We start from the raw sequence: 14,403 nt of genomic DNA on the forward strand, positions 1-14,403 counted from the left end.
GGCGTGCTCCGGCGCGCCCCTCGCCCGACCGATCTCCACGCTCACCGTTTCGAGTGGTTTTCCGCGCGCTCCGGTTGTCCGACGTAGGGCGTCCCACCGGCGGATACCTCCCACCGCCCCCTCCGGCGGGTGACTCGACGCGCTTGATCCCAGTTGTCGTGCAATGCGAGAAATGGGCCGCGCGGACGACGACGAGGGGAGCGGTACGTGGGCGGGACGACTACGGTCGAGGTGGACATCGAGCAGGTGGTCCGGGAGCTGACCGCGGACGCGCCCCGCGCGGCGGCCGACGCCGGAACCCCCGCGGCCCCGCGGCCTCCCGCGGAACTCGCCCCGCGCCAGGTCCGCCTGGTCTTCGTCGGGCTGATGCTGGCCCTCCTGCTCGCGGCCCTCGACCAGATGATCGTGGCCACCGCGCTCCCGAGGATCGTCGGTGAACTCCACGGCCTGGACCGGATGTCCTGGGCGATCACCGCGTATCTGCTCACCTCCACCGTGGGCCTGCCCGTCTACGGCAAGTGCGGTGACCTCTTCGGCCGCAAGGGCGTCTTCCAGTTCGCGATCGCCGTGTTCGTCGTCGGCTCGGCACTCGCCGGACGCGCCCAGAGCATGGATCAGATGATCGGCTTCCGCGCCGTCCAGGGCGTCGGCGCCGGCGGTCTGATGATCGGCGTGCAGGCGATCATGGCGGACATCGTCCCGCCCCGCGAACGCGGCCGGTACATGGGCATCATCGGCGCCGCCTTCGGGCTCGCGTCCGTCGCCGGGCCGCTCCTCGGCGGCTACTTCACCGACCATCTCTCCTGGCGCTGGTGCTTCTACGTCAACGTGCCCTTCGGCCTGCTCACCCTCGCCGTCGTCACCGCCGTGCTGAAGCTGCCGAAGCCCGTCACCAGGGCCCGGCTCGACGTGCTCGGCACGCTGCTGCTGGCCGCGGCGTCCACCTGCCTGGTGCTGCTGACCAGTTGGGGCGGCACCGAGTACGCCTGGGGCTCCCGTGTCATCGTCTCGCTCGGCGCCGGCGCGGTCCTCGCGGTGGCGCTCTTCCTGGTCACCGAGCGGTTCGCCGTCGAACCCCTCATCCCCCTGCGCCTGTTCCGGGACTCCGTCTTCACCGTCTCCTCCCTGGTCGGCCTGGTCATCGGAGTGGCGCTGTTCGGTGCCGCCAGCTATCTGCCCACCTTCCTGCAGATGGTCGACGGGGCCAGCGCGACCGGCTCCGGACTGCTGATGCTGCCGATGATGGCCGGGATCGTCGGCGCCTCCGTCATCAGTGGACAGCTCATCAGCCACACCGGCCGCTACAAGCTGTTCCCGGTGCTCGGCGCCGCCGTGGCGACGCTCGGCATGTGGCTGCTGTCCCGGCTGGACATCGGCACCCCCCGATGGCAGTACAGCATCTGGATGGCCGTCCTCGGCGCGGGCATCGGCCTGGTGATGCCGGTCCTGGTCCTGGCCGTGCAGAACTCCGTGCGCCCCACCGACCTCGGCACCGCGACCAGCGCCAACAACTACTTCCGGCAGATCGGCGGCAGCGTCGGCGCCGCCGTCTTCGGCACCCTGTTCTCGGGCCGTCTCACGGACGCCCTGGCCCGCCGCCTGCCGGTCCGCGCGGGCATCCGCCTGCCCGACCCCGAGTCCATCACCCCGCAGCTCGTCCACGCGCTGCCCGCCGCGCAACGCGACGCCTACATCGCCGCGTACGCCGAGGCGATGCCGAGGATCTTCCTCTACCTCGTGCCGGTGCTCGCCCTCGGCCTGCTCTTCGCCGTCTTCCTCAAGGAGAAACCGCTGGTGTCCCACAACGCCGCCCCCGCCGAGCACCCCAACCCGACGGCCCAGGTCCCGCACTCACGCTCCCCGTACGCCGCCGGCGTGCCCGTGTGCGGCACGGTCCAGCACCCCGACGGCACCGTCGTACCGCGCGCCGCGCTCACCCTCATCGACGTCGGGGGCGTCCAGATCGGGCGCGGCGCCAGCGGCGAGGACGGACGGTACGCCCTGTCCACGCCCGGATCCGGCTCGTACGTGCTGATCGCGGCGGCCGGAGGCCATCAACCGCAGGCCGTCTCCGTGACCGTGGGGGAGCGGCCGGTCGAACTGGACGTGGTGCTCGGCGGAGCCGGACGGCTGGCCGGCACGGTGGTGACGGCCGACGGCACCCCGGTGCGCGACGCCGCCGTCACCCTCACCAACGTGCACGGGGAGGTGGTGGCGAGCACCCGCAGCGGACGTGAGGGCGGCTATGTCATCTCCGAACTGGTCGCGGGGGAGTACACCCTCGCCGCCAGCGCGCCCGCGTTCCGACCGGCCGCGCTGCCGGTCAGCGTGCAGGCCTCGCGGGAGACCCGGCAGGACGTCGAACTCGCGGGTGGCGCGGTGCTGCGCGGCACCGTGCGGGCGGGGGACGGGCGGCCGGTGGAGGACGCCCGGGTGACGCTGCTGGACGCGGCGGGCAACGTCGTGGACACGCTGACCACCGGCGCTGACGGAACGTTCCGGTTCGTGGATCTGTCGTCCGGCGAGTACACGGTGATCGCGGCGGGCTATCCGCCGGTGGCGACGGTGCTCCAGGTCGCGGGCGGCGGCCGCACGGAACGGGATCTGCAGCTGGGCCACGAGGACTGAGCACTCCCGGCGGCAGCGCGGGGTCCCTAGGATCGCCCCCATGCTGAGACTGGAGCGGCTCCGTGCCGATCACGCGCGGGCGCTGCTGGAGTTCGAGCGGGAGAACCGGGCGTACTTCGCGCGGACGGTGTCGGATCGAGGAGACGCCTACTTCACCGACTTCGCCGCCCGGCACCGGGCCCTGCTCGACGAGCAGGACACGGGCGCGTGCCACTTCCACGTGGTCATGGCCGACCAGGACGACCTGGTCGGCCGCGTCAACCTCGTGGACGTCGCGCACGGATCGGCGGAACTCGGCTACCGGATCGCCGAGCGCGCCTCGGGCCGGGGCGTGGCCTCCGAGGCGGTCACACGGCTGTGCCGTCTCGCCGCCGCGGACTACGCCCTGGTCGAACTGAGGGCGCGGACGACCCTCGACAACCCGGCGTCCATGATGATCCTCGCCCGCACGGGCTTCGAGGCGGTGGCGGACACCACCATCGGCTCCCGCCCCGGTGTGTGGTACCGACGCCAACTCGCCCCCTAGAGGTGGCGGCGGCGCTCGGCGGTGTGGTCGTCGTACCGTTGGCGGGCCGCTTGCGCGCAGGCGCGCGAGGAGACCTGGGCGACCGGCACGTCCCACCACGCCTCGGCGGGCGGCGCGGTCGGCGTCGGGTCGGTCTCCACGTACACGCAGGTCGGCCGGGACGAGGCGCGTGCCTCGGCGAGCGCCTCGCGCAGTTCCCGCACGGTCCTGGCGCGGATCACGTCCATGCCGAGGCTCGCGGCGTTGGCGGCCAGGTCCACCGGGAGAGGAGCGCCGGTGAAGGCGCCCGAGCCGTCGCGGTAGCGGTAGGCGGTGCCGAAACGTTCGCCGCCGGTCTCCTCGGACAGGCCGCCGATGGAGGCGTAGCCGTGGTTCTGGAGCAGCACCAGGTTGACGGGCAGGCCCTCCTGCACGGCCGTGACGATCTCGGTCGGCATCATCAGATACGTGCCGTCGCCCACCAGCGACCACACCGGTGTGCCGGGCGCCGCCTGCTGGACACCGATCCCCGCCGGGATCTCGTACCCCATGCAGGAGTAGCCGTACTCGACGTGGTACTGGCGCGGTGAACGGGTCCGCCACAGCTTGTGCAGATCGCCGGGGAGCGAACCGGCCGCGTTGATCACCACGTCGTCCTCGCCCACGACGGAGTCCAGGGCGCCCAGGACCTGGGTCTGCGTCGGCACGGAGTCCTCGTCCCGTGCGTGCAGCGCGCGCTCCACGATCCCGTCCCACCGCTCCTTGCCCGCGCGGTACTCGGCCTCGTACGCCTCCGGGACCCGGTGGCCGCCGAGGCCCTCGGCCAGTGCCACCAGGGCCGTCCGCGCGTCGGCCACCACGGTGCGGGCGGCCAGCTTGTGGGCGTCGAAGGCACAGACGTTGACGTTGACGAAGCGCACGTCCGGATGGGCGAACAGCGTGTTCGAGGCCGTGGTGAAGTCGCTGTAGCGGGTGCCGACGCCGATCACCAGGTCGGCGGTGCGGGCGATGGCGTCGCAGACGGCCGTGCCGGTGTGGCCGACACCGCCGAGGTCGGCCGGATGGTCGTGCCGCAGCGACCCCTTGCCCGCCTGGGTGGAGCCGACCGGGATGCCGGTGGCGTCGGCCAGGTCCCGCAACGCCTCCTCGGCGCCGCTGTGGTGGACGCCGCCGCCCGCCACGATCAACGGACGGCGGGCGGCGCGGATCGCGCGCACCGCCCCCGCCAGCTCCACCGGGTCGGGCGCGGGGCGGCGCACCTGCCAGACCCGCTCGGCGAAGAACTCCCGCGGCCAGTCGTACGCCTCCGCCTGCACGTCCTGCGGCAGGGCGAGGGTGACCGCGCCGGTCTCGACCGGGTCGCTGAGCACGCGCATCGCGCCCAGCGCCGACGGGATCAGCGCCTGCGGGCGGGTGATCCGGTCGAAGTAGCGGGAGACCGGGCGCAGCGTGTCGTTCACCGACACATCGGCCTGGCCCGGGTGTTCGAGCTGCTGGAGGAGGGGGTCGGCCGGGCGGGTGGCGAAGTGGTCGCCGGGCAGCAGCAGGACCGGCAGCCGGTTGATCGTGGCCAGCGCGGCACCGGTGACGAGGTTGGTGGCGCCGGGGCCGATCGAGGTGGTGACCGCCTGCGCGGACAGCCGGCCGAGCTGGCGGGCGTAGCCGACGGCCGCGTGCACCATGGCCTGCTCGTTGCGGCCCTGGTGGAACGGCATGGCGTCCTCGCCGGCCTCCAGCAGCGCCTGGCCGACGCCGGCGACGTTGCCGTGGCCGAAGATGCCCCAGGTGCCCGCGATCAGCCGCTGGCGTGTGCCGTCACGTTCGGTGTACTGCGCGCACAGGAACCGCACCAGCGCCTGAGCGGTGGTCAAACGGAGGGTGGGCCGGTTCATCGGGACCTCGCTCAGGGACGGGGGGCGGTGTAGAGGGGGAGTCGGGAGTCCACCGGCAGGCCGGGCCAGGTGTCGCGGATCCAGGCGTGGTCCGGGTGGTCCCGGATCAGCCAGGCGCGCTCCGGGTCGGGGCCCGCCATGACGTTGAGGTAGTACATGTGATGGCCGGGCACCGCCATGGACGGGCCGTGCCAGCCGTCCGGGATGAGGATCACGTCCCCGTCGCGCACTTCCGCGAGGACGTCGGTGCCGGTGCCCCGACCCGAGGGGGTCACCCGCTGGTAGCCGAGGCCGGGCGTGCCCTCGTGGGCGGTGAACTCGAAGTAGTAGATCTCCTCCAGCCGCGACTCCACACCGGGCAGGTGCTCGTCGTGCTTGTGCGGCGGGAACGACGACCAGTTGCCGCCCGGTGTGATCACCTCGACGGCGATCAGCCGGTCGCACGCGAAGACGTCCGCCGCCGCGAAGTTGTTGACCTGCCGCGAGCAGGAGCCGGTGCCGCGCAGTTCGACCGGCACATCGGACGCGGGTCCGTGGCGGGCGGGGAGCCGGCGCTCGCAGCGGGCTCCGGCGAGGGCGAACCGGCCGCCGTCGTGGGACTCCACCGTGACCCGCGCGTCGCGCGGCACGTACGCGAAGTCGCTGACCGCGCTGAACACGCTCGCCCGGCCGTGCAGCCGGAACGTGTCCCCGCCCGCGGCCTCGCCGCCGTCCACGGTCACCGTGCACGCGCCGGACAACGGCAGCACGATCCACTCGCTGTCGTCGGTGGCGAAGGAGTGCCGGGCTCCGGGGCCGAGTTCCAGCACGCGCAGGCCGCAGTGGTCCCAGCCGGCCTGCCGGGGACCGATGTTCACGCTGTGGGCCTCGTCGGAGGTCCGGTGCGCGGGCAGGTGGTGCGCCGAGCTCATGGTGTCTACCCCTCTCAGGGACGGTGGGGACGGTGTGTTCGCAGCAGGCCCACGGTGGTGTCGACCGCTTCCGCCACGCTGCCCTCGGCGGGATACAGCAGGGAGCGGCCGACGACCATGCCCTGGACCGTGGGCAGCCGCAGGGCCTTGCGCCACACCCCGTACACCGCCTCCCGGTCCTCGCCGACGTCACCGCCGAGCAGCACGGCGGGCAGGGTGGACGCCTCCAGGGCCATGGTCATGTCGTCCGGGTCGTCGGTGACGGGCAGCTTGAGCCAGGTGTAGGCCGAGGTGCCGCCGAGCCCGGAGGCGATGGTGATGGACCGGGCGACGGCCTCGGCGCTCAGGTCGTTGTGCGCCGTGCCATCGACGCGGCGCACTATGAACGGCTCGATGAACAGGGGCAGTCCGCGTGCCGCCATGTCGTCCACGGCGCGTGCGGCGGACTCCAGGGTGCGCAGCGAGCCGGGGTCGTCGAAGTCGATGCGCAGCAGCAGCTTCCCGGCGTCGAAGCGGAGCCGCTCGATGTCCTCGGCGCGGTGGCCGGTGAAGCGGTCGTCCATCTCGAAGGCGGCGCCCGACAGACCGCCGCGGTTCATGGAACCCATGACCACCTTGTCGTCCAGAACACCGAGGAGCAGAAGGTCCTCCAGGATGTCGGCCGTGCCCAGCACCCCGTCCACGCCGGGCCGGGACAGCGCGACGCACAGGCGCTCCAGCAGATCGGCACGGTTGGCCATGGCCAGGCGCCGGTCGCCGACCCCCAGAGCGCCCCGGGCCGGGTGATCGGCGGCCACGATCAGGAGACGGCCGCTCTCGCCGATCAGCGGCCGTCGCACCCGGGCCGCGGCGGCCTCGGCGATGGCCCGCGGCCGGCGGGCGCGCACCGCGACGAGGTCGGGGATGCTGATGGTCACGTCAGGCTCCGTTCGGGGACGGCGGCATCAGGCTCTCGGGCTCCGGCCCCACCCCGGTGCCGTCGCATCGGTTCCGCCGTGGGGAGGGGCTGGTGCCGGTCGGTCGGCTGGACGGGCGGCAGGTCCTGGGGTGCGGGGCCGATGGAGGTCTCGTGAACCCGCTGTCCGGTGCCGTCCGGCCGCCACGGCAGGCACCGCCGTGCCGTCAGTCGTGGCCGAGGAGGGCGGCGACCTCCGCGCGCGTCGGCATCGCGGAGGAGCAGGCGAGGCGGGAGGCGACGAGTGCCCCGGCCGCGTTCGCGTGGCGCACGGTCCGCTCCAGTGGCCAGCCGGCGAGCAGCCCGTGACAGAGCGAGCCGCCGAAGGCGTCCCCTGCACCGAGTCCGTTGACGACCTCCACGGACTCGGGCGGCACCTCGGCCGTCGTACCGTCGCGGTGCACGGCCAGCACGCCCGCCGGACCCTGCTTGACCACCGCGAGTTCCACCCCCGCCGCCAGCAACGCCTCGGCACAGGCGCGCGGTTCGCGCACCCCCGTGGCGACCTCGCACTCGTCCAGGTTGCCGACGGCCACGGTGGCGTGGCGCAGGGCCTCGGCGTAGTACGGCCGCGCGGACTCGGCCTTGTCGAGGGGACGGCCCTCACCGCTTGCGCCCTCGCGCCAGAACATGGGACGCCAGTCGAGGTCGAAGACGGTGATGCCGCTCCTGTCCCGGGCCGTGAGGGCGGCGAGGGTGGCCGAGCGGCTCGGCTCCTCGCACAGACCGGTACCGGTGACCCAGAAGACCCGGGCCGAGCGGATGGCGGCGAGGTCCAGCTCCTCCGGGCGGATCTCGAGGTCGGGGGCCTTGGGGTAGCGGTAGAAGTAGAGCGGGAAGTCGTCCGGAGGGAAGACCTCGCAGAAGGTGAGGGGCGTCGGAAGGCCGTCCACGGCGGTGACGAAACGGTCGTCCACGCCGAACTCCCCGAGTGCCTTGTGCAGATACGCGCCGAAGGGGTCGTCACCGGTCCGGGTGATCACCGCGGCGGCGCGGCCGAGGCGCGCGGCGGCGACCGCGACATTGGCCGCCGAGCCACCGAGGAACTTCCCGAAAGTCTCCACCTCCGCCAGCGGCACGCCGCTCTTGAGGGGGTAGAGATCCACCCCGATGCGTCCCATGGTGATCAGGTCGAAACGGTCGGCGGGCTCGGGCATGCGTGTCGCTCCTCGTACGGGGATGCGTGACAGGTCTAAGCCGCGCACGGCACGACTGTCAAGTGTTTGTACTTACATTCGGACTTATTCCAGAAATGATGTCTTGACAAAGTATTGACAGGGGGGTGGTGCAGGGTCTTGTATCCGGTCCCATCCCCGGTCACCCGGTCGCCGCACAGTGAGGTGCAGGAAAGATGGATCGCACACCCGATGCCCACCGTCCCCTCGCGCGCCGCTCCCTCGCAGGTCGTTCACCCGCCTCTCGCCCCCTCCGCCCCTTCCGGGCCGCGCCGCTCGTCGCCCTGGCCGCGGCGTCCGCGCTGCTCGTCGCCGGCTGCTCCAGCAGCTCGGGAGGCAGGAAGGCCGAGGAGAACAGCCCCGGCACCGCCGCGGGCAAGGCCACCACTCCTCGTATGACGGTCGCACTGGTCACCCACCAGGCACCCGGCGACACCTTCTGGGACATCGTGCGCAAGGGCGCCGAGGCGGCCGCGGCCAAGGACAACATCAAGCTGGTCTACTCCGCCGACCCGAACGCGGGCAACCAGGCCAACCTCGTGCAGAACGCGGTGGACCAGAAGGTCGACGGCATCGCGGTCACCCTCGCCAAACCGGACGCCATGAAGGACGCCGTCGCCGGGGCGAGGGCGGCGGGCATACCCGTGGTCGGCCTCAACTCCGGGCTGAGCGACTGGAAGAGGCTCGGCCTGATGCAGTTCTTCGGGCAGGACGAGAGCGTGGCGGGCCAGGCGCTCGGCAGGAAGCTGAACTCCGTCGGCGCCAGGAACGCCGTCTGCGTCGTCCAGGAGCAGGGCAACGTGGGGCTCACCCAGCGGTGCGACGGGGTGAGGAAGACGTTCGGCGGCACCACCCAGATCCTCTACGTCAACGGCACCGACATGCCGTCCGTGAAGTCGACCATCTCGGCCAAACTCAAGCAGGACAGCTCGATCGACTACGTGGTCGCGCTCGGCGCGCCCTACGCGCTGACCGCGGTGCAGTCGCTGTCCGACGCGGGAAGCAAGGCCAAGGTCGCCACCTTCGACCTCAACAAACAGCTCACCGGTTCCATCAAGAAGGGCGACATCCAGTTCGCCGTCGACCAGCAGCCCTATCTCCAGGGCTATCTCGCGGTCGACTCCCTGTGGCTGTACAAGAACAACGGCAACTACAGCGGCGGCGGTGAGCAGCCGGTGCTGACCGGCCCGGCCTTCGTCGACAAGGCCAACGTCGACACCATCGCCGCCTTCGCCGCGAAGGGCACCAGGTGAGCGCCATGTCCCGGCAGGCCCCGCCGGCGGTCACCTCGCCCCCGGCCCCCGGCCCCGAACGGCGTGCCGCTCGGCGCCCCCTGGCGCTGAGGCTGCTCGCCCGGTCCGAGGTCGGCGTCCTCCTGGGCGCCGCCGCGGTGTTCGTGTTCTTCTTCGCGGTGGCCCCGACGTTCCGCACCGGCGCCGCGATGGCCACCGTCCTCTACCAGTCGTCCACCATCGGCATCATGGCGCTGCCCGTGGCACTGCTGATGATCGGCGGGGAGTTCGACCTGTCGGCCGGTGTCGCCGTGGTCACCTCGGCACTGACCGCGAGCATGGTCAGCTACCAGCTGACCATGAACGTATGGGTGGGCGTCGTCGTGTCGCTCGTCGTCGCGCTCGCCGTCGGGGCGTTCAACGGCTGGATGACGGTGCGCACCGGGCTGCCCAGCTTCCTGATCACCCTGGGCACCTTCCTCGGCCTCCAGGGCGTCAACCTCGCGGTCACCAAGCTGATCACCGGCAACGTGGCGACCGACGACATCAGCGACATGGAGGGCTTCGGCCAGGCCAAGGCCGTCTTCGCGTCGTCGTTCACCGTCGGCGGGGTGCGGTTCAGGGTCACCGTCCTGTGGTGGCTGCTCTTCGCGGCCCTGGCCACCTGGGTGCTGCTGCGCACGAGGTACGGCAACTGGGTCTTCGCGGTCGGCGGTGACCAGGACAGCGCGCGGGCCGTCGGCGTGCCCGTGCGGTTCACCAAGATCTCGCTGTTCATGCTGGTCGGCTTCGGCGCCTGGTTCGTCGGCATGCACCAGCTGTTCGCCTTCACCACCGTGCAGTCCGGTGAGGGCGTCGGCCAGGAGCTGATCTACATCGCGGCAGCGGTGATCGGCGGCTGTCTCCTCACCGGCGGGCACGGCTCCGCGATCGGCCCCGTCTTCGGCGCCTTCATGTTCGGCATGGTGAGCCTGGGCATCGTCTACGCCGGCTGGAACCCCGACTGGTTCAAGGCGTTCCTGGGCGTGATGCTCCTGGGCGCCACCCTCGTCAATCTGTGGGTCCGCACGTCCGCCACCCGGAGGTGAGCACGCGTCATGACAACCGCTGACCCGACCCCGACCCCGACGGAGGCCGCCGCGCCACCCCTGGTGGAACTGCGCGGCGTCGGCAAGTCGTACGGCACCGTCCGTGCCCTGCACGGCGTCGACCTCGCCGTCCGCCCGGGCAGGGTCACCTGCGTCCTGGGCGACAACGGCGCCGGCAAGTCCACCCTGATCAAGATCATTTCCGGTCTGCACCAGCACACCGAGGGCGAGTTCCTCGTGGACGGCGCACCGGTGCGCTTCACCACCCCGCGCGAGGCGCTGGCCCGGGGGATCGCCGCCGTCTACCAGGACCTGGCCACCGTGCCCCTGATGCCGGTGTGGCGCAACTTCTTCCTCGGCTCCGAACTGACCAAGGGCCCCTGGCCGGTCCGCCGCCTGGACATCGCCCGGATGAAGAGGACCGCGGACGACGAACTGCGCGCCATGGGCATCGCCCTGGACGACCTCGAACAGCCCGTCGGAACCCTGTCGGGCGGGCAGCGGCAGTCCGTCGCCATCGCCCGCGCCGTCCACTTCGGCGCCCGCGTCCTCATCCTGGACGAGCCCACCGCCGCGCTCGGCGTCAAACAGTCCGGTGTCGTCCTGAAGTACGTCGCCGCCGCCCGCGAGCGCGGACTGGGCGTCGTGTTCATCACCCACAATCCGCACCACGCCCACATGGTCGGTGACCACTTCAGCGTGCTGCGCCTGGGCACCCTGGAGCTGAGCGCGGACCGGTCGCGGGTCGGCCTGGACGAGCTGACCCACCACATGGCGGGCGGCGCGGAACTCGCCGCGCTGAGGCACGAGCTGGCGCAGGAGCGCGGCATCGACACCGAGGGGCTCCCGCAGGCGGGGGCCCTGAGGGAGGAAGGGAGCGCGTGACATGACCACTGCCCTGGACCGTATCCGGGTCGGCTCGGCCCCGGACTCCTGGGGCGTCTGGTTCCCGGACGACCCGCGGCAGGTGCCCTGGGACCGCTTCCTGGACGAGGTCGCCGGCGCCGGCTACTCCTGGATCGAGCTCGGCCCCTACGGCTATCTGCCGACCGACCCGGCACGGCTGGCCGAGGAGACGGGCAGGCGGAACCTGAAGGTGTCGGCGGGCACCGTCTTCACCGCGCTGCACCGCGGGCCGGGCGTGTGGGAGACGACCTGGGAACAGGTCGGCCGGGTCGCCTCGCTCACCCGGGCGATGGGCGCCCGGCACCTGGTCGTCATCCCCTCCTTCTGGCGGGACGACAGGACCGCCGCGCTCCTGGAACCGTCCGAGCTCGGCGCCGAGCAGTGGGCGCACCTCACCAGGGGCATGGAACGCCTCGGCCACGAGGTCAGGGAGGCCTACGGCCTGGACATCGTCGTCCACCCGCACGCCGACACACACCTGGACACCGAGGAGCACGTCGAACGCTTCCTCGACTCCACCGACTCCGACCTGGTCAACCTGTGCCTGGACACCGGGCACTACGCCTACTGCGGCGGCGACAGCGTCCGGCTCATCGAGACGTACGGTGAGCGCATCGGCTATCTGCACCTCAAGCAGGTCGACCCGGAGATCCTCGCCGACGTCGTGTCCAACGGCGTCGCCTTCGGGCCCGCCGTGCGGCGCGGGGTGATGTGCGAGCCGCCGCGGGGCGTTCCCGCGCTGGAGCCGGTCCTCGCCGCCGCGCAGCGCCTGGGCGTGGACCTGTTCGCCATCGTGGAGCAGGACATGTACCCCTGCGCGCCGGACGAACCGCTCCCGATCGCCGCGCGCACCCGGGCGTTCCTCCGCTCCTGCGGGGCCTGACCCGCCTCCGCGGAGCCGGCACCGCCGCCCGGGGCCGGGACACTTGTCCACAGGGTTCGGCGCGGATCGCGCGGAGCGCGTACGGTTTCGAGGCATGAAGATCCTCATCAGCGCCGACATGGAGGGCGCCACCGGTGTGACCTGGCCCGCCGACGTGCTGCCGGGCAGACCCGAGTGGGAGCGGTGCCGGCCGATGTTCACCTCGGACGTGAACGCGGCCGTGCTCGGCTTCTACGACGGCGGCGCCGACGACGTGCTGATCAACGAGGCTCACTGGAGCATGCGCAACCTGCTCCTGGAGCAGCTGGACGAGCGGGCCCAGCTGCTCACCGGACGCCACAAGACCCTGTCCATGGTGGAAGGCGTCCAGCACGGCGACGTGGACGGCATCGCGTTCGTCGGCTACCACGCGGGCGCCGGCATGGAGGGCGTGCTCGCCCACACCTACCTCGCGAACTCGATCACCGGCGTGTGGCTGAACGACCGGCGCGCCGGCGAGGGCCTGCTCAACGCGCACGTGGTCGCGGAGTTCGGCGTCCCCGTCGTCCTCGTCACCGGCGACGACGTGGCCTGCGAGGACGCGCTCGGGTACGCGCCGGAGGCCCTCAAGGTCGCCGTCAAGGACCATGTCTCGCGGTACGCGGCCGTGTGCCGCACCCCCGGGAGAACCGCCGCGGACATCCGCGCGGCGGCACGGGAGGCGGCCTCCCTGGCGGTGCGGCACGAGCCCGTGGCGGGGGGACCGTTCACCCTCGCGGTGGAGTTCGACGCGGAGCACCTGGCGTCGAGCGCCACCGTGGTGCCCGGCGTGGACCGCGTCGGGGAGCGGAAGGTCGCGTACACCAGCGACACCATGTACGAGGGCATCCGCACGTTCAAGGCGGTCACGACGATCGTGGCCGCGGCGGTGGAGGAGCAGTATGGCTGACGAGCGGGCACTGGACGAGGTCGTGCGGTTCACCTCCGACCTCATCCGCATCGACACCAGCAACCGCGGGGGCGGCGACTGCCGTGAGCGGCCCGCGGCGGAGTACGCGGCGCAGCGGCTGTCCGAGGCGGGGCTGGAGCCGGCGCTGCTGGAGCGCACCGAGGGGCGCACGAACGTGGTCGCCCGTATCGAGGGCACCGACCCGTCCGCGGACGCCCTCCTGGTCCACGGTCATCTCGACGTGGTGCCCGCCGAGGCGGCCGACTGGAGCGTCCATCCGTTCTCCGGCGAGGTACGGGACGAGGTGGTGTGGGGCCGGGGCGCCGTCGACATGAAGAACATGGACGCGATGATCCTGGCCGTGGTGAACTCCTGGGCGCGCTCGGGCGTGCGTCCCCGGCGCGACATCGTCATCGCGTTCACCGCGGACGAGGAGGCGAGCGCCGAGGACGGTTCGGGATTCCTCGCCGACCGGCACGCCTCTCTGTTCGAGGGCTGCACGGAGGCCGTCGGCGAGTCCGGCGCGTTCACCTTCCACGACGGCGCCGGCCGGCAGATCTACCCGATCGCGGCGGGCGAGCGCGGCACCGGCTGGCTGAAGCTCACCGCCCGGGGCCGGGCGGGCCACGGCTCCAAGGTCAACCGCGACAACGCGGTGACCCGCCTCGCGGCGGCCGTCGCCCGGATCGGCGCCCACGAGTGGCCGCTGCGGGTCACCCCGACGGTGCGGGCCGCGCTCGGCGAACTCGCGGCGCTCTACGGGCTCGACGCGAGCCTGGACGACGTGGACGGACTGCTGGAGAAGCTCGGCCCGGCCGCCGCGCTGGTCGAGTCGACCGTCCGCAACAGCGCCAACCCGACCATGCTGAGCGCCGGATACAAGGTCAACGTGATTCCGGGGCAGGCCGTGGCGTATGTCGACGGACGCTATCTGCCCGGCGGCGAGGACGAGTTCCGCGCCACGCTGGACGAGCTGACCGGTCCCGGTGTGGACTGGGAGTTCGAGCACCGGGAGGTCGCCCTCCAGGCGCCGCTGGACACCCCGCTGTACGCCCGGATGCGCGAGGCCGTCCAGGAGTTCGCGCCCGAGGGGCACGTGGTGCCGTACTGCATGGCGGGAGGCACGGACGCCAAGCAGTTCTCGCGCCTCGGCATCACCGGATACGGTTTCGCGCCGCTGAGACTGCCCGAGGGCTTCGACTACTGGGCCCTGTTCCACGGCGTGGACGAGCGTGTTCCGGTGGAGGCGCTGCACTTCGGCGTCCGCGTCCTGGACCGCTTCCTGCGCACGGCCTGACGA

12 protein-coding genes are annotated in these 14,403 nt (G+C 72.1%); 8 read left to right on the forward strand and 4 right to left on the reverse strand.

What is annotated here, in order from left to right; translation table 11 throughout:
• Window positions 1-207: 207 nt before the first annotated feature.
• Both AB0C59_RS11770 and AB0C59_RS11775 read left to right on the forward strand, forming a co-directional pair.
• Complete coding sequence (locus AB0C59_RS11770) at window positions 208-2,628, forward strand: MFS transporter (protein WP_363003195.1); 2,421 nt, start codon at window positions 208-210, stop codon at window positions 2,626-2,628.
• Between the two features lie 40 nt (window positions 2,629-2,668).
• The gene (locus AB0C59_RS11775; protein ID WP_363003197.1) at window positions 2,669-3,154 is read left to right on the forward strand and encodes a GNAT family N-acetyltransferase; all 486 of its coding nucleotides are present in this window, start codon (window positions 2,669-2,671) and stop codon (window positions 3,152-3,154) included.
• On the opposite strand, the gene iolD is transcribed toward AB0C59_RS11775, so the two are convergent.
• From iolD to iolC, 4 genes are all read right to left on the reverse strand, one after another.
• Window positions 3,151-5,025: a 3D-(3,5/4)-trihydroxycyclohexane-1,2-dione acylhydrolase (decyclizing) gene (iolD, locus tag AB0C59_RS11780; RefSeq protein ID WP_363003199.1), complete on the reverse strand. Its 1,875-nt coding sequence runs from the start codon at window positions 5,023-5,025 to the stop codon at window positions 3,151-3,153. The two genes, AB0C59_RS11775 and iolD, sit on opposite strands and share 4 nt — an antisense overlap.
• Window positions 5,026-5,036: 11 nt before the next feature.
• Window positions 5,037-5,936, reverse strand: coding sequence for a 5-deoxy-glucuronate isomerase (gene iolB, locus AB0C59_RS11785; protein WP_363003201.1), 900 nt, complete (start codon window positions 5,934-5,936; stop codon window positions 5,037-5,039).
• Between the two features lie 14 nt (window positions 5,937-5,950).
• Entirely contained in the window at window positions 5,951-6,853 is a 903-nt protein-coding gene (locus AB0C59_RS11790) for a deoxyribose-phosphate aldolase (RefSeq protein WP_363003203.1), read from the reverse strand.
• 205 nt (window positions 6,854-7,058) lie between these two features.
• On the reverse strand, window positions 7,059-8,048 hold the full coding sequence (gene iolC / locus AB0C59_RS11795; protein ID WP_363003205.1) for a 5-dehydro-2-deoxygluconokinase: 990 nt from the start codon (window positions 8,046-8,048) through the stop codon (window positions 7,059-7,061).
• Between the two features lie 194 nt (window positions 8,049-8,242).
• Here iolC and AB0C59_RS11800 point away from each other — a divergent pair, with 194 nt between their 5' ends.
• The 6 genes from AB0C59_RS11800 to AB0C59_RS11825 all read left to right on the forward strand — a co-directional run bounded on the left by AB0C59_RS11800 (window position 8,243) and on the right by AB0C59_RS11825 (window position 14,400).
• Complete coding sequence (locus AB0C59_RS11800) at window positions 8,243-9,319, forward strand: sugar ABC transporter substrate-binding protein (protein ID WP_363003207.1); 1,077 nt, start codon at window positions 8,243-8,245, stop codon at window positions 9,317-9,319.
• A 5-nt stretch (window positions 9,320-9,324) separates the two neighbouring features.
• Window positions 9,325-10,386 carry an ABC transporter permease gene (locus AB0C59_RS11805; RefSeq protein ID WP_363003209.1) on the forward strand — a complete coding sequence of 354 codons (1,062 nt, stop codon included), beginning with the start codon at window positions 9,325-9,327 and terminating at the stop codon, window positions 10,384-10,386.
• 9 nt (window positions 10,387-10,395) lie between these two features.
• Window positions 10,396-11,271, forward strand: coding sequence for an ATP-binding cassette domain-containing protein (locus tag AB0C59_RS11810; protein WP_363003211.1), 876 nt, complete (start codon window positions 10,396-10,398; stop codon window positions 11,269-11,271).
• A gap of 1 nt (window position 11,272) precedes the next feature.
• A complete protein-coding gene (locus AB0C59_RS11815) occupies window positions 11,273-12,175 on the forward strand; it encodes a sugar phosphate isomerase/epimerase (protein ID WP_363003213.1) in 903 nt (300 codons plus the stop codon).
• A gap of 94 nt (window positions 12,176-12,269) precedes the next feature.
• Window positions 12,270-13,103, forward strand: coding sequence for a M55 family metallopeptidase (locus AB0C59_RS11820; protein ID WP_363003215.1), 834 nt, complete (start codon window positions 12,270-12,272; stop codon window positions 13,101-13,103).
• Window positions 13,096-14,400 carry a M20/M25/M40 family metallo-hydrolase gene (locus AB0C59_RS11825; RefSeq protein WP_363003217.1) on the forward strand — a complete coding sequence of 435 codons (1,305 nt, stop codon included), beginning with the start codon at window positions 13,096-13,098 and terminating at the stop codon, window positions 14,398-14,400. The genes AB0C59_RS11820 and AB0C59_RS11825 overlap by 8 nt, the downstream gene beginning before the upstream one ends.
• Window positions 14,401-14,403 lie beyond the last annotated feature (3 nt).

It is taken from the genome of Streptomyces sp. NPDC048664 (assembly GCF_040650555.1).
In the GTDB taxonomy this organism is placed as follows: Bacteria; Actinomycetota; Actinomycetes; order Streptomycetales; family Streptomycetaceae; genus Streptomyces.

Bases quoted from the DNA above. Each gene is read 5' to 3' on its own strand.
- AB0C59_RS11775 (WP_363003197.1), top strand. From the start codon at position 2,669: ATGCTGAGACTGGAGCGGCTCCGTGCCGATCACGCGCGGGCGCTGCTG.
- iolD (WP_363003199.1), bottom strand. From the start codon at position 5,025: ATGAACCGGCCCACCCTCCGTTTGACCACCGCTCAGGCGCTGGTGCGG.
- iolB (WP_363003201.1), bottom strand. From the start codon at position 5,936: ATGAGCTCGGCGCACCACCTGCCCGCGCACCGGACCTCCGACGAGGCC.
- iolC (WP_363003205.1), bottom strand. From the start codon at position 8,048: ATGCCCGAGCCCGCCGACCGTTTCGACCTGATCACCATGGGACGCATC.
- AB0C59_RS11800 (WP_363003207.1), top strand. From the start codon at position 8,243: ATGGATCGCACACCCGATGCCCACCGTCCCCTCGCGCGCCGCTCCCTC.
- AB0C59_RS11805 (WP_363003209.1), top strand. From the start codon at position 9,325: ATGTCCCGGCAGGCCCCGCCGGCGGTCACCTCGCCCCCGGCCCCCGGC.
- AB0C59_RS11810 (WP_363003211.1), top strand. From the start codon at position 10,396: ATGACAACCGCTGACCCGACCCCGACCCCGACGGAGGCCGCCGCGCCA.
- AB0C59_RS11815 (WP_363003213.1), top strand. From the start codon at position 11,273: ATGACCACTGCCCTGGACCGTATCCGGGTCGGCTCGGCCCCGGACTCC.
- AB0C59_RS11820 (WP_363003215.1), top strand. From the start codon at position 12,270: ATGAAGATCCTCATCAGCGCCGACATGGAGGGCGCCACCGGTGTGACC.
- AB0C59_RS11825 (WP_363003217.1), top strand. From the start codon at position 13,096: ATGGCTGACGAGCGGGCACTGGACGAGGTCGTGCGGTTCACCTCCGAC.